Raw genomic sequence first — 13711 nt, 5'->3', positions numbered from 1 at the left:
AAATGCCAAATGCCTAACAATATGGATGAGAGAAGTCTGACAGAGCGTGAGATTCTCCAGCTTTGTCTAGAGCTTGAAAAAGCAAGATGCACTGGAAGCGGACGCAGTTTATTAGAATCAGCTCATGATGAACTTCGTGATATATATAACCAATGTTTTGAGCATGCCAGTACCAATCAATATAAAATTTTCAGCTACTTAGAGCAAAAAGGCTGGTATGAAACAGAACTTGCTGCACAAGAACAAGTCGTAAAAGTTCAAGAACTAATGCAAAACAATCTGCATCCAAATTAACAATATCCACGAAAACCTTTCATCAGCCTCATAGATGAAAGGTTTTTTTATTTTTACTATCTATTTTCCCCTGACATATTCCTGACACATTACGTGTGTAAAGTATGAAATGTAAGGAACAGCTTATATAACAAAAACCATTCACATATGAAAGGATGAATAGATTATGGAACACCAAAACGAAAACAAAAACAATCCATTCTCAGATCAAAACAATACAAACGAGAATCAAAACGAAAATAAATATGACACATCATTTAATGTTCAACAGGAACATGACAACGAGGAAAATGCTCAACATGAGCTTATTCAAGAAAACTCTTTTCAAACAGAAAACAGCGGGGAAATCCGTTCTTCTGTAAAAGAACCAAAAAAGCCAGTCAGATGGGGAGGATTTATGAAAACCATTGCTGCCGGAGTTATTGGCTCAGCACTTACTTTATCAGCTCTGCCTTTTGTTGAATCAGCCCAGGATGAAACACCAGCAGCAGAAGTTAGTCAAAGTGAAACTGCAGTATCAGATGTCAACGTTCAAAAAGTAAATTCTGAAGCAACTGGGAATTTAGCTGACACCATCGAACAAGCCTCCAAGGCAATAGTGGGAATCGTAAACTATCAAGATCAGCAGCAGGTTGATCCTTTTGGGAGAGCGATGTCTGGTGGAGAAGCAGAGAGCGGATCCGGTTCTGGAGTTATTTTTAAAATGACAGATGATGAAGCATATATTGTAACGAATAATCATGTCATTGAAAATGCCAGCAAAGTGGAGGTCACCCTTCATGATGGAGAAAAGCTATCTGCAGAATTAGTAGGAACAGATCCGTTAACAGATATAGCTGTTATTAAAATAAAAGGAGATATATCAGCAGAAGTTCTGCCATTTGGTGATTCATCACAGCTTCGAGCTGGGGATCAAGTATTAGCAATTGGTAATCCGCTTGGACTAGATCTATCAAGAACGGTTACACAAGGAATTGTAAGTGCGGTAGATCGTTCCATTGCTGTATCAACATCTGCTGGTGAATGGGACTTAGATGTAATTCAGACAGATGCCGCTATCAATCCGGGAAATAGCGGCGGTGCCCTTATTAATGCTTCCGGAGAACTTGTTGGCATTAACAGCTTGAAGATCTCTGAAAGCGGTGTGGAAGGGCTTGGATTTGCAATTCCAAGTAATGATGTAGAGGCATTAATCAATCAATTGATTGAAAACGGGCAGGTTGAACGTCCGTACTTAGGTGTTGGGCTTGCAGCATTAGAGGAGATTCCGCAATTCTACTTAAGAGATGTACCAGAGAATGTAACAGCAGGTGCTATTATTACCAATGTTGATGAATCATCTGCTGCAGCGAAAGCAGGACTTCAGGCAGAGGATATTATTGTGTCCATTGGCGGAACAAAGGTTACGGGTCCAGATGATTTACGGAAAGCACTATATACCGATTTTAAAATTGGCGATAACGTAACAGTTGAGTATTACAGACAAGGCGAATTAAAAGAAGTGGAAGTAACGCTTGCCAGCAAACAGCTTGAAACAGAATAAGGAATATAAAGGAGTTTTTATGAAGAATAAAAAGTGGATATACGTTGTTATTGGAGCATTGTTAGTAATCGGGATGGGGGCCGCTATATTCTTTACTCCTAAAAATTTGGCTGCCAAGGTAGATGGAGAAGAGATTAGTATGGATGAGCTGCAAGAGCAGCTTGTCTCCCAATATGGAACAACTGCTTTAGATGCGCTGATTACAAATAATATCATCGAGCAGGAAATGAAAAAGGAAAAGATAGAGATCACCCAAGAGGAAATAGATGAAGAGATGACGGTTTATATGGATTCATATGGCGGAGAAGATGCTTTTAATGAAATCCTAGCGACAAATGGCATTGAAAAATCAGCTATTGAGAAGGATATTAAAATGTATTTGGCTACCAAAAAGCTGATTGAACCTGCTATTGAGATTACAGATGAAGAAATGAAAGAATACTTTGAGGAAAACGAGGATAGCTATGGTCAAGAAGAGCAAGTGGAAGCAAGTCATATTTTAGTTGAAGATGAAGAAACAGCAAAAGAAGTGCTGGAAAAGTTAAATGATGGCGGTGATTTTGCTGAACTGGCCAGTGAGTATTCAACAGACGAAGCGACAGCAGAGTCAGGTGGTGAATTGGGATACTTTGGAAGAGGGGAAATGGCAGAGGCTTTTGAAGAGGTAGCATTCTCTCAAGAAGCAGAGACTATTAGTGAACCTGTTAAGACAGAATTCGGCTATCACATTATTAAAACAACAGGAAAAAAGGAAGCGAAGGAAGCAGTATTTGAAGATGTGAAAGATGAAATCAAAACGGCATTGCTGGATACTAAGATGCAGACAGAATATCCGACTTGGCTTGATGAAAAATATGAAGAATATGAGATTACAAATTATCTGCAGGATTAATTGATAATGTCGACAGAAACTAAAAAAGCAAAGCCAATGGCTTTGCTTTTATTTTATCTGCTATTTAATCGTTTAATTCGCTCATCCAAGTCAGGGTGTGTTGAAAACAGCATGGATTTGCCTTTGTTGTTTATTTTTAAAGTAGAAATGGCTGTTTGCTCTTCACCCCTCATACGGTTTGAATAGGCTTTTAACATTTGCAGTGCGTGTGTCATTTTATCTCTGCCGGCCAAGTCAGCTCCGCCTCGGTCAGCATGATATTCGCGATGTCTTGAATATGCGTAGACCACTAAGCTTCCTAAGATTGAAAAGGCGATCTGGAAAACGAGAACAGCAATGAAATGGACAATTGGCGCTAGCTCTTCTTTAACAAAACGTGATACAATCCATGCCGCAATGCGTGAAAGAAAGACAACGAATGTATTGACGACACCTTGCAGTAGCGTCATTGTAACCATATCACCGTTTGCTATATGTGCAACTTCGTGGGCAATAACCCCTTCAACAGCATCCTCGTCCATTTCTCGCAGCAGCCCGGTGGATACTGCTACTAGAGACCTTTTTTTAGACGGTCCAGTTGCAAATGCGTTTACTTCAGGAGAATCATAAATCCCAACTTCAGGCATATGTGTCAGACCCGCTGCTCTTGATAGACGATGTACTTTTTCAACAATGTCTCTTTCATAAGAAGATAGTGCATCCTGCGGATTTAACACTTGGACATTCATCATGCGTTTTGCCATCCAGCGTGACATTGCCAAAGAGATGAAGGAGCCAGAAAAACCAATGACAGCACTAAAGATTAATAACGATGTAAAATCAATATTGCCTGCTCCATTAATATAATTCCCCCCGCCAATTAACGAGAAGATTATGCTTATCGTTACGAGAACTAAAACATTTGTCAGTAAAAAGTAAAAAATACGTTTACCCATGTTTTCACCCTTTTATATTTTTTTAAAGATCATACTTTTACAATATACGAGAAGAGCAGATTCTGTCCATTCACAGTTGTTTCAAATCTATTTATCTCCAATCGAAATCATACTATGTTACGAATCTAGAGGGAAAAGGTTTCAAATTAAATGAAAAAAGTTTTACCAAAAAGGGCAATTCACCTTCAGCTGAAGATCAATCGCCCTTCATGTTATTCCAGCCCTTCGATCGTCATCGATTTTACAGGCAGGAAGGTTTCTCCTGTATCCAAGTAGGTCACTTCTACACTGTCACCTTCTTGCAAATAGATGGCAAGCGGACTGCTTTCGGAAGAAATTAGGAAGTTATTGTTATTATCGAGCAGGAAGGAAATCGTTGTATAATCTCCTACCTTTTCCTTGTAAACCCGTACAACCGAACCGCTAACTGTTTTTTCTTCTGCTTCTGAACTGCCATCAACAGAACCGCCACCGCGCTGCAGGGCTGTTTTATATAACCTTAATGCTTCATTAGGTGTCGTGCCATAAGCAGAAATCTCGGGATTTGCTGCTGAGACGATAAAGTAATTCTGTAAAAAGCCATTGGCATCAAGAACAGGTGTCAGCCAGCTTGCTTCTCCGTAAAAGTTGTATAGAATCGGCATTTTGCCTTCCCATTTCTTCTCAATAAATCTCTTTTCAATAATTTGCAGAGCCCCTTGCGAATCCATATATGATTCTTCCAGGTTGCCAGTGTAGTACACCGCCTCACCAGTACGGGAGTTTGTTAAGGAATAGCCTAGCATTGAATCGACGCCCTCTTTTGGACTCGTAAAATCAGTGAAATAATACATATCACCGTTTTCGTCGAAGATTGGACTGACATTTGCTTCTGTTCCTTCATCAGAAGGAAGCTTCACATCTGATTTGCCGAACTTGCTGTTCCAAAATCCGTGAATAAAGTTTCCGTAATAGCTATTATTCAGGCTAACCGCTTCAGGAGAAACAGCACCATCGATAAAGGCTGGCACATCTGCAAGTTTGTATGTTTCTGTATCACCGTTTGCAGGGTCAACCATTACAATTCCTTTCACATCAAAGCCGTTTCGGGCAGATACAAATTCACCATATGAGCGAATATAAAAAGGTTTGCCATCATCATTTATTTCAAGTTGCGGATCACCATAAAAGATATATTCAGGGTGCTTCATCCGGATATGTCTCTCGATATTTTTATGGAAATAGGATGATGGTGTATATTCCATTTCTGTCTTCATAAACTTCGGGTTTGCTGTTGAATCAGTGGCACTAACCGTAAAATATCCTGGTGTGGTATCTCCATTTAGCCATTTAAAAAGACCAGAAAATTCAACTGGAGCAATATATACATATTCACCGTTTACCTTTTGAATTTGCAGGTTGCCTAGTTCATAGTAGCTTGTATTCGGAACCTGACCGAAAGCCTTTTTCATTTTATTTCGGGCAAACTGAGGCGGTACGCTAGCAGGTGTTTCTGTTTCATCAAAAGCTTCAATTTCAGTTTGCTCATCCATGTTAGCTATTTCGTACTTTTCATCCGCATTAAAAACAAAAGCAGTCAGCAAGTAAATTCCGAACAGGAGACTGCCGATAAACAGGACTGTTTTTGCCATTCGCTCTACTCCAGTGGAAAGCAGAGCACCAAGAGCAGAAACAACAATCAGAAGTCCCCATAGAGAAGTAAAATTCCGATCTAGGTTTGTCAGATAATATAGTGCGAATACCCCGGCAGTAAATAAGATCACCGCAGCACCTAAAAGCTTGATATTAACTGTTTTCTTCTTATCGTCTGATTTCACCTTGGGAGAAAAAGGCACAAGAATTAAAGCAGCAGCAAGGCCTGCTATGATTGAAAATAATAAAAATTGACTCATAAGATCCCTTCTTTCAATTGACTAATAGGTATTACGCAAAACTGGAGGAAAAGTTTCAAAGATTAACACCCTAATAGGATGAACTGTTAAGGGACACGGGAATCATCACTTCAAGATTTTTTTGTGAACTTTTATTTAGAGGTTCATTTAACCAATTTTTAGTTAAAGGAGAGTGATTGAGCTGGGAGTTGTACACTGTAAAGATATTGTTTATAACAAGGAGTTATGAGATAAAAAAAGAAAATATTGTCTTTTTTTTTTCGAATGTGTATATTAGTTATTAACCACTGGTTAATAAAGGGGAATTAGAATGTCAGCAAGAAGAATAAATGCAGATGAGTTGTCACGGGATAAAATTATTAATAAAGCACGTTGTTTATTTGAAGAAAAAGGATTTCGGGCAGTATCTATGCGCAGTATTGCTGCAGAATTAGGGTGCAGTCATGGAGCTCTATATTATCATTTTAAAAATAAAGAACAGCTCTTTTATGGCATGATTGAAGAAGATTTCGCACAACTTAATCAGATCATTCATATGGTTATGGCCAGTGAAGAACATAAGGAACAGAAACTTCGGACACTCTTCCTGAGATTTATCGAATATGGATTAAATAATCAAAATCAGTATGAGTTTATGTTTTTGATGAAGGGTGAAGGAGTGGATGGGTTAATGCAGTCTCCTGCAAATGAAAGCTATGAAAAATTCGCTCAAGCGGTATTTAAACTGATGGATCAACCTCCGGCCATTTATCTGGTATGGTCTGCTTTTCTTTCTTTACATGGATTTGTTTCACATTTTATAGGCTATGCCCAATCCTACTCAGAAGCTGAAGCGGCAGCTGAGAATCATGTTACGTTTGTTATAAGAGGCTTAGGCAGTGAAGCTTCTGACTAGAGGTGTGAAAAACAGAAATGCATGCAAATAAGAGACATATAGAACCGGACATTTTGTTCAGTTCTATATTTTCACTATTAATTGACCATAGGTTAATAAAGGAGATGGAAAGATGAGAAGAGTACTTGTAGCAGGAGCAACTGGAGGAATAGGGTATGCTCTGGTAAATGAATTGACTGCTAGAGGAATTGAGGTGATTGCCTTTGCACGAGATGAACAAAAACTTCGCGCGTTATTTAATGACAATCATTTGGTGACCATTTTTCCAGGGGATGCTCTTATGAAGGAAGAAATGATAGAAGCAGCAGAGGGAGCTGAAATTCTTTTTCATGCGGTCAGCTTTCCGTATCAAAACTGGAAGTCACAGCATCCTCTATGTATTGAAAACATGTTGACTTCAGCACAGACACATTCAGCAAAAATAGTGCTTGCCGATAATATTTACGCCTATGGCCCTCAGGATCAACCTGTTAAAGAGAGCAGTGCAAAAAATCCCCATACAAAAAAGGGAAAGATTAGACTGGAAATGGAGAAAAGGCTATTAAGCAGCAATATAGATGTGATTATTGCTCATATGCCGGATTTATATGGGCCACTGGCGGTTAATACTATCCTTTTTGAAACGATTAAAGGAGCTGCACAGAATAAGAATGCTATTTATGTAGGGAATAAACAAAAACGAAGAGAGTTTTTATATACAATCGATGGAGCAAAAGCGATTATTGAGCTTGCGCTTAAGGATAAAGCCTATAATCAAAACTGGAATATCCCCTCTGCACATCCTATTTCAGGAATTGAAATTGAATCCATTTTACGAGAGGAACAATACAGAAAGAAGATCATGTCCGTATCTGCGGGGGTGATTGCCTTACTGGGAATTTTCAATCCGCTCATGCGGGAAATGAAGGAGATGATGTATCTAACGGAAAAGCCCGTCCTTCTCAATGGAGAAAAGTATGAAGCTGAAGTGGGACCAGTTCCAAGAACCTCCTACAAGGAAGGGATCCGCAAAACATTGGAATGGGCGAAGGAATATTTAGCAGAGAAAACGAATAAGTGATTAGAGGGAACATTTGATTACAGTAGACAAGAAACCAATACAGCTGAAATGGGGGCCTGCTGTGAACAGTCATATTAGAGTCAGAGCTGCTGCAATGATCATTAATAAAAATAACGAGATTTTGTTAGTGGAATATGAAGATGAAAATGGAGTTCATTATAATATACCAGGCGGGGGTGCAGAGCCTGGGGAAACAATCATTGAAGCAGTCAGGCGTGAGGCTATGGAGGAGGTTTCGGCTAGAGTGGAAGTCGGTGATCTTGCTCTTGTTTACGAATATGAACCAGTGGAAAATCAATCAAAATATGGCCTGCAGCATAGCATCTGCCTGATGTTTGAATGTACCATCCCAGATGGAGAAACAGCTCAGATGCCAGAGTACCCAGATTCCAATCAAACAGATGTTAAGTGGATACATTTAGCCCATTTAAAGGATATTATCCTATACCCTGATATTAAGGAGCAGATACTTGAGTTTGCTTGGGAGAAAAGAAGTTTGCCAATCATTGAGGAAAGCCAGCTAAATATATAACTTGGAAATTAGCAGCTTAAAAACTGGATAAAAACAGAAAAAGGATCCAAGTCATCAAAAAGGATCCTTTTTTGTATGTATGAAAATATGCAGGTACCTTTGTGAGGTGATTAAAACCTTTCATTCTTACTTGAGTGATTGTATGTAGGAAAAGTAAACGTAAATGTGGTGCCTTGATTTATTTCGCTTTCAACCTTTATTGTGCCTTTCATGGCCTTTACGATACTGAAAACAACCATCATACCTAGTCCAGTACCTTTAGATCCCTTTGTAGAATAATATGGTTCCCCGAGGCGCTTTATTTGCTCTGAGCTCATGCCAACCCCAGTGTCTTCAACTTCAATAGTAATATGTGTTTTAGTATAATGTGTATAGATGATAATGTGCCCTCCTCGAGGCATCGATTCTATTGAATTTTTTATTACGTTTAAGAAACATTGATGAAATTTTTGCCGATCTCCCTCAATTGAACCCAGTATGGCAAAATTAGTCTTGATTTCTACAGAGTTCTGATTGGCAGTGGGTTTTAGTATATTGATAATTTTCAATAGTTCTGTTTTAACAGGTATTTCTTCAATATATCCAAGCGAGGGCTTAGAGAAAGTTAAATAGTTTTGAATCACTCGTTCTGCTGATTCAAGTTCTTCTTTTACAATGGATAAATACTCCATTCTTTTTTTAGGCGAAATAGCTGGCTCCTTCATTAAATGCACAAATCCCATCGCAGCTGTAAGTGGATTGCGAATTTCATGAGATATAGCCGCACCCATTTGTTCAACCGCTTCCATTTTCTCGGTACGAATTACTTTTTTCTGAATATCCTCATTCTGCAGAACAAATTCAATTATATAGGCAATCATGCCGACACCCAAGGCAGGAATAACTAAATATGCAAACCAAATATCAAAACGATTCTCTACTGTAATCGATAGCTCAATGGCAAATAAGGTGATAAGTGAGAAAATAATGGTTTTTATGATAGAGTAATAGATTCTTTTCGAAGCTGAGAGTTTCCAAAAATGCGAATAATAGAACCATGTGGTCAGCCCGAATACGATGAATAAAACAGTGTGCATAATAAAGCCTTCATCCAACCCATAAAATCCCCGTAATACAACAGCGCAAACGGCCACACTGGGACCAATTCCGATATATAATCCAGCGATCGCAATAGGAATAATCCGTAAATCAAAATGAAGTTCAGGATGAGGTTTATAGGATAACTGGAAGCAAATGATGAGCATAACAATCACACAGCATAAAGCCCAAAACTTAGGCAGAGTTGTGTAATTTAGTTTTCTGGCAATGACCAGCGAAAAAAATAACACGATAATGAGTAATGAGAGATTAAAGAAAAAATGAGTTGTTATTTCCATTTTTTCACGTCCTATTGAAGTATTAAGAAAATTTTATATTGTTTTTCAATATTTAACAACACCATATTCCGTCAAAAGATAAAATAAATGTCGATAAATCGCTGATTTAGAGAAAAATGACTCAATTTTCCTATTTAATTTCCGCTTATTATTAAAATTTATATCTGCATATTCTTTTTAACCGTCACAAATATAAGTTTCATTCGACTTATGATAAAAGAGCTAATTGGGGGGAAGTAATGGAGGCGCGGAAAGATGAGATTATATTAAACTGGTATGATCAGTATTATGATGATTTGTATCGTTTTATCTTCTACATGCTCGGAGATCAGCAGCAATGTGAGGATATAGTGCACGACACATTTGTAGAGGCATTTAAGGCTTTTGAAAGATTTGAGAATCGTTCAAGTGTAAAAACATGGTTGTTTGGGATCGCAAAGAATTTAGTGATTGATGAAATTAGAAAAAGAAAGCGAAGGAAGCTTCATTCACTTTTAATTGATAACAAAGAATTACGGGGTGTAAGCAGTGTCGAGAATGAAGTAGAACTTAAAATGGAAATGGCACAGATTTTAAACTATATTCAAGCATTAAAGCCGAATTACCGAATCGTAATTGTATTAGGAAGACTGCAAGAGTGCTCTGCTAAAGAAATGGCTGAACTATTGGGATGGTCAGAAACAAAAGTTCGTAAAACTTTATCAAGAGCTTTGAAAGCAGTAAGAAAACATTACGAAAAGGAAGGAGGTAATTCATTTGAACAGGAAAATGAATGAGCAATTAAATAATTTTAAAGCAATCACGCCCTCTGAGAAAAGAAAGCAGGCTGTCCGCACAAGACTGGCAACATCCCTTCAAACGTCTAATGTGCAAAGAAAAACTCAAAAATGGAAGGGGTTTGCAGTAGCATTTTTAACTGTTTTTGTATGCAGTATATCTATCTATGCATTGTTGAATGGTGGATGGTATGATCAAACTGCTGAAAAGTCGAATGTCTCATTTTCATGGAAGGTGGACTCTATTATTAGTGAAACAGCAGGAACTCAAAACACACTATATAGAAAAAGTGACCATGCACAAGTTGGAGTATTAAAAAGAGTAAATGCTCATGAACTAGAAGACATTCTCAATAAGATTCCTATATTCATGGAAAAAGAATTACCTTATTTTCCATATCCGACAAAAATGTATATTGAGCATGTGAAGAAAAATGAAATTGTTCAAAGATATCATTTTGTTATAGAGGCTGGCAGCCAGACAGTATATGCTTCATTCGATTACCCGAAAGCGGAATATGCTGAAATATTTCATGCGATCTCGACGATTTCCATTGAAGACGAAGAACCGTATGTTCATGATGAACCTATTTATGTGACATTTGGTTATGATCACTTTTATTATCCTGCCACACTTGAACCTGTAGAAATTACTCATGAAAGAGAGGTGTACAACTGGAGAGGAGCAGCAGTAGAAGATTACTATTCTTATTTAACCTACTTGCAGGCACATGCCATTGGCTGGGAACTGATTAAGGATGGTGGCCCAGAGGTCCGTTATAGAGATCGATATGAAAATACTATATTGATCTCCTTTGAACAAGGAAAACTCATTTATGAAAATATAACTGCGGGGCCATAGAAGAAACACTTGATAAATGAATAGAGGGTTAACAAATAAAGAGGCTGAGTCATAAGTGTTCAAACCATTAATACATCCGAATGATGAGAAAAAATATATTCTCATCATTCGGTTTTTTATTTTATCCCAGACTCATCTTTTTTTGTTTATTGAAAGAAATGTGCGGGTATGTGATGAAATAAATATACATAGCAGCATATTTGGCGGCTAATAGGAGGTACAGTTCAATTGAGTAATGAAAATCGCAAGGATGAACAATTAGAGCAGTTCCGCAGTGATAATAAAGGCCAATATATGACGACCAATCAAGGTGTAAAGGTTTCAGAGGACGAGCACTCCTTGAAAGCAGGCAGCAGAGGTCCGACGTTAATGGAGGACTTTCATTTTAGAGAAAAAATGACACATTTTGATCATGAGCGTATTCCTGAGCGGGTTGTGCATGCCCGTGGTTTTGGAGCGCACGGATTCTTTCAGCCGTATGAATCAATGGCAGAATATACACGTGCAGGTTTTCTTCAGGATCCAAATGTGAAAACACCTGTCTTTGTCCGTTTTTCCACAGTGGCAGGCTCAAAAGGATCAGCAGACTCCGTGCGTGATGCGAGAGGTTTTGCGGTGAAGTTTTATACAGAAGAAGGCAATTACGATCTTGTCGGCAATAATATTCCTGTGTTTTTCATACAGGATGCGATCAAGTTTCCTGACCTTGTACATTCGTTCAAGCCAGAGCCTCATAATGAAATGCCACAGGCTTCTACTGCTCATGATACTTTTTGGGATTTTGCCGCCAATAACCAAGAGTCAGCACATATGATCATGTGGACGATGTCAGATCGTGCAGTACCGAGAAGTTTACGAATGATGGAAGGCTTTGGTGTGCACACCTTCAGATTTGTTAATGAACAGGGGAGAGCACGCTTTGTGAAATTCCATTGGAAGCCGGTGCTTGGTGTTCATTCGCTTGTTTTTGAAGAAGCCCTTACTTTAGCTGGAAAAGATCCGGATTTTCATCGAAGAGACATATGGGAAGCCATTGAAAGAGGCGATTTTCCAGAATATGAACTAGGTGTTCAAATGATTGATGAGGAAGAGGAATTCAATTTTGACTTTGACATCTTAGATCCGACGAAAATTTGGCCTGAAGAAGTTGTTCCTGTTAAGAAGATTGGTAAAATGACACTTAATCGCAATCAGGACAATGTGTTCGCAGAAACAGAACAGGTTGCCTTTCACCCGGGTAATGTAGTGCCGGGAATCGATTTTTCCAATGATCCGCTGCTGCAGGGCAGACTGTTTTCTTATACCGACACACAATTAATCCGTCTTGGCGGTCCGAATTTTCACGAATTGCCAATCAATCGCCCGGTTTGTCCATTCCATAACAATCAATACGACGGCTACAATCGGATGACCATTAATAAGGGACAAGTAGCTTATCATAAGAATTCCCTGCAGAATAATGATCCTCGCCCTGCCACAGAGGAAGAAGGCGGATATGTACATTATCAGGAAAAGGTTGAGGGCAGAAAAATTCGTGCACGCAGCGACAGCTTTAAGGATCATTTCAGCCAGGCAAAACTCTTTTGGAATAGTATGACAGAGCCTGAAAAGATGCATATGATTGGAGCCTTTCAATTTGAAGTCGGCAGGGTGAAAAGTAAAGACGTACGGCAGCAGGTTGTAAATATGTTCAGTCAGGTTGATACGTATTTGGCAGAGCAAATTGCTAAAGCTGTTGGCGTGTCAATGCCTGAGAATGCAGAGGAATCAAAAGTAACAGCATCCTCTCCTGCATTGAGCCAGGAGAATACAGCAAAACGGCCGCAAACTAGAAAAGTGGCTATACTTGCTGCCGGTGGTGTACGAGCTGAGGAAGTAATGGAAGTGATGAAAGCCTTTAAATCAGAAGGTGTTCTTGCTGAGATTGTCAGTACACATCAGGGGATGCTGATGAGTGAAACAGAAGAACAAGTAGAAGCTCACCAAACATTCCTTACAGCGGACTCTGTTCATTATGATGCTGTCTTTGTTCCTGGAGGTCAAGAAAGTATTGATCAGCTAAAGATAGAAAGAGAAGCAATAGATTTTCTCCGACAAGCACATAAGCACTTTAAACCGATAGGATTCGTAAACGAGGGTGTCGAGTTTGCACAGGCAGCTGGATTAAACGATCTTGAACTAGAACCTAGAAAGGTATGTGAGCAAGAGGGAGTCGTTTGCATCACAAACGCAGAAGAACTGACTACTTTTAATAAAGCCTTTATTCAGGCTATTGCTCAACATCGTTTTTGGAATAGAAAAGTGTAAGCTATAATTATTACAGCTATTAAAAAACCAAACCATTAGTCGATATTCATCTGTCTAATGATTTGGTTTTTTTTGTAGACAATTTTTTGGGCTGTTTTTGAAAACCTTTTTCCACTTTAGAATTCTCTTTCCGACTGGGCGGATGTGCGGAGTCTAAGCAGCTGCCTCGCACTCTTTTGTTTCAATTAACAGGCATGTTACATTTATTCCAAAACTCAAGAATTAAATTCTCATAAATAGGCGGAAGAATTCCGCTTAAATCATAAAATCACATAAATTGAGCTTAAATAGACGGAAAAATTCCCTCTAACTATCCAAAAATCTTGCAAACAGGTGATTTTATTCTA

General features: G+C 38.7%; 12 protein-coding genes. 9 read left to right on the top strand and 3 right to left on the bottom strand.

Translation table 11 applies throughout. The annotated features are described in order from the left end of the window. Nucleotides 1-9: 9 nt before the first annotated feature. From B7E07_RS19575 to B7E07_RS19565, 3 genes are all read left to right on the top strand, one after another. On the top strand, nucleotides 10-294 hold the full coding sequence (locus tag B7E07_RS19575; RefSeq protein ID WP_066449808.1) for a spore coat protein: 285 nt from the start codon (nucleotides 10-12) through the stop codon (nucleotides 292-294). 166 nt (nucleotides 295-460) lie between these two features. Beyond that, nucleotides 461-1837 carry a S1C family serine protease gene (locus tag B7E07_RS19570; protein ID WP_080848493.1) on the top strand — a complete coding sequence of 459 codons (1377 nt, stop codon included), beginning with the start codon at nucleotides 461-463 and terminating at the stop codon, nucleotides 1835-1837. 19 nt (nucleotides 1838-1856) lie between these two features. Continuing rightward, nucleotides 1857-2729 carry a peptidylprolyl isomerase gene (locus B7E07_RS19565; RefSeq protein ID WP_080849294.1) on the top strand — a complete coding sequence of 291 codons (873 nt, stop codon included), beginning with the start codon at nucleotides 1857-1859 and terminating at the stop codon, nucleotides 2727-2729. Nucleotides 2730-2782: 53 nt separating this feature from the next. Here the strand turns inward: B7E07_RS19565 and htpX are convergent, their stop codons facing one another. Together htpX and B7E07_RS19555 are read right to left on the bottom strand one after the other, a co-directional pair. Beyond that, the gene (htpX, locus tag B7E07_RS19560) at nucleotides 2783-3664 is read right to left on the bottom strand and encodes a protease HtpX (RefSeq protein WP_080848492.1); all 882 of its coding nucleotides are present in this window, start codon (nucleotides 3662-3664) and stop codon (nucleotides 2783-2785) included. Nucleotides 3665-3876: 212 nt separating this feature from the next. Next, nucleotides 3877-5556, bottom strand: a complete 1680-nt coding sequence (locus B7E07_RS19555) for a DMT family transporter (protein ID WP_080848491.1) — start codon at nucleotides 5554-5556, stop codon at nucleotides 3877-3879. A 310-nt stretch (nucleotides 5557-5866) separates the two neighbouring features. Between B7E07_RS19555 and B7E07_RS19550 the strand changes: the two genes are divergently transcribed. The 3 genes from B7E07_RS19550 (at nucleotide 5867) to B7E07_RS19540 (ending at nucleotide 8043) form a co-directional block, all read left to right on the top strand. Further along, nucleotides 5867-6451, top strand: a complete 585-nt coding sequence (locus B7E07_RS19550) for a TetR/AcrR family transcriptional regulator (RefSeq protein WP_080848490.1) — start codon at nucleotides 5867-5869, stop codon at nucleotides 6449-6451. 112 nt (nucleotides 6452-6563) lie between these two features. Beyond that, nucleotides 6564-7511, top strand: a complete 948-nt coding sequence (locus B7E07_RS19545; protein ID WP_080848489.1) for an SDR family NAD(P)-dependent oxidoreductase — start codon at nucleotides 6564-6566, stop codon at nucleotides 7509-7511. 61 nt (nucleotides 7512-7572) lie between these two features. Continuing rightward, the gene (locus B7E07_RS19540) at nucleotides 7573-8043 is read left to right on the top strand and encodes an NUDIX domain-containing protein (RefSeq protein WP_080849292.1); all 471 of its coding nucleotides are present in this window, start codon (nucleotides 7573-7575) and stop codon (nucleotides 8041-8043) included. A gap of 110 nt (nucleotides 8044-8153) precedes the next feature. On the opposite strand, the gene B7E07_RS19535 is transcribed toward B7E07_RS19540, so the two are convergent. Then, nucleotides 8154-9419, bottom strand: a complete 1266-nt coding sequence (locus B7E07_RS19535; protein ID WP_080848488.1) for a sensor histidine kinase — start codon at nucleotides 9417-9419, stop codon at nucleotides 8154-8156. A 239-nt stretch (nucleotides 9420-9658) separates the two neighbouring features. Between B7E07_RS19535 and B7E07_RS19530 the strand changes: the two genes are divergently transcribed. From B7E07_RS19530 to B7E07_RS19520, 3 genes are all read left to right on the top strand, one after another. Further along, nucleotides 9659-10195 carry an RNA polymerase sigma factor gene (locus B7E07_RS19530; RefSeq protein WP_080848487.1) on the top strand — a complete coding sequence of 179 codons (537 nt, stop codon included), beginning with the start codon at nucleotides 9659-9661 and terminating at the stop codon, nucleotides 10193-10195. After that, nucleotides 10176-11057, top strand: a complete 882-nt coding sequence (locus B7E07_RS19525) for a hypothetical protein (protein ID WP_080848486.1) — start codon at nucleotides 10176-10178, stop codon at nucleotides 11055-11057. Before B7E07_RS19530 ends, B7E07_RS19525 begins: the two co-directional genes overlap by 20 nt. A gap of 228 nt (nucleotides 11058-11285) precedes the next feature. Next, a complete protein-coding gene (locus B7E07_RS19520; RefSeq protein ID WP_257391504.1) occupies nucleotides 11286-13364 on the top strand; it encodes a catalase in 2079 nt (692 codons plus the stop codon). The last annotated feature ends 347 nt before the right edge of the window (nucleotides 13365-13711 follow it).

The organism is Cytobacillus gottheilii (assembly GCF_900166665.1).
GTDB lineage: Bacteria > Bacillota > Bacilli > Bacillales > Cytobacillaceae > Cytobacillus > Cytobacillus gottheilii_A.
This window is presented reverse-complemented; position numbering and strand designations above follow the sequence as displayed.

Bases quoted from the DNA above. Each gene is read 5' to 3' on its own strand.
- htpX (WP_080848492.1), bottom strand. From the start codon at position 3,664: ATGGGTAAACGTATTTTTTACTTTTTACTGACAAATGTTTTAGTTCTC.
- B7E07_RS19575 (WP_066449808.1), top strand. From the start codon at position 10: ATGCCTAACAATATGGATGAGAGAAGTCTGACAGAGCGTGAGATTCTC.
- B7E07_RS19565 (WP_080849294.1), top strand. From the start codon at position 1,857: ATGAAGAATAAAAAGTGGATATACGTTGTTATTGGAGCATTGTTAGTA.
- B7E07_RS19530 (WP_080848487.1), top strand. From the start codon at position 9,659: ATGGAGGCGCGGAAAGATGAGATTATATTAAACTGGTATGATCAGTAT.
- B7E07_RS19570 (WP_080848493.1), top strand. From the start codon at position 461: ATGGAACACCAAAACGAAAACAAAAACAATCCATTCTCAGATCAAAAC.
- B7E07_RS19545 (WP_080848489.1), top strand. From the start codon at position 6,564: ATGAGAAGAGTACTTGTAGCAGGAGCAACTGGAGGAATAGGGTATGCT.
- B7E07_RS19555 (WP_080848491.1), bottom strand. From the start codon at position 5,556: ATGAGTCAATTTTTATTATTTTCAATCATAGCAGGCCTTGCTGCTGCT.
- B7E07_RS19550 (WP_080848490.1), top strand. From the start codon at position 5,867: ATGTCAGCAAGAAGAATAAATGCAGATGAGTTGTCACGGGATAAAATT.
- B7E07_RS19535 (WP_080848488.1), bottom strand. From the start codon at position 9,419: ATGGAAATAACAACTCATTTTTTCTTTAATCTCTCATTACTCATTATC.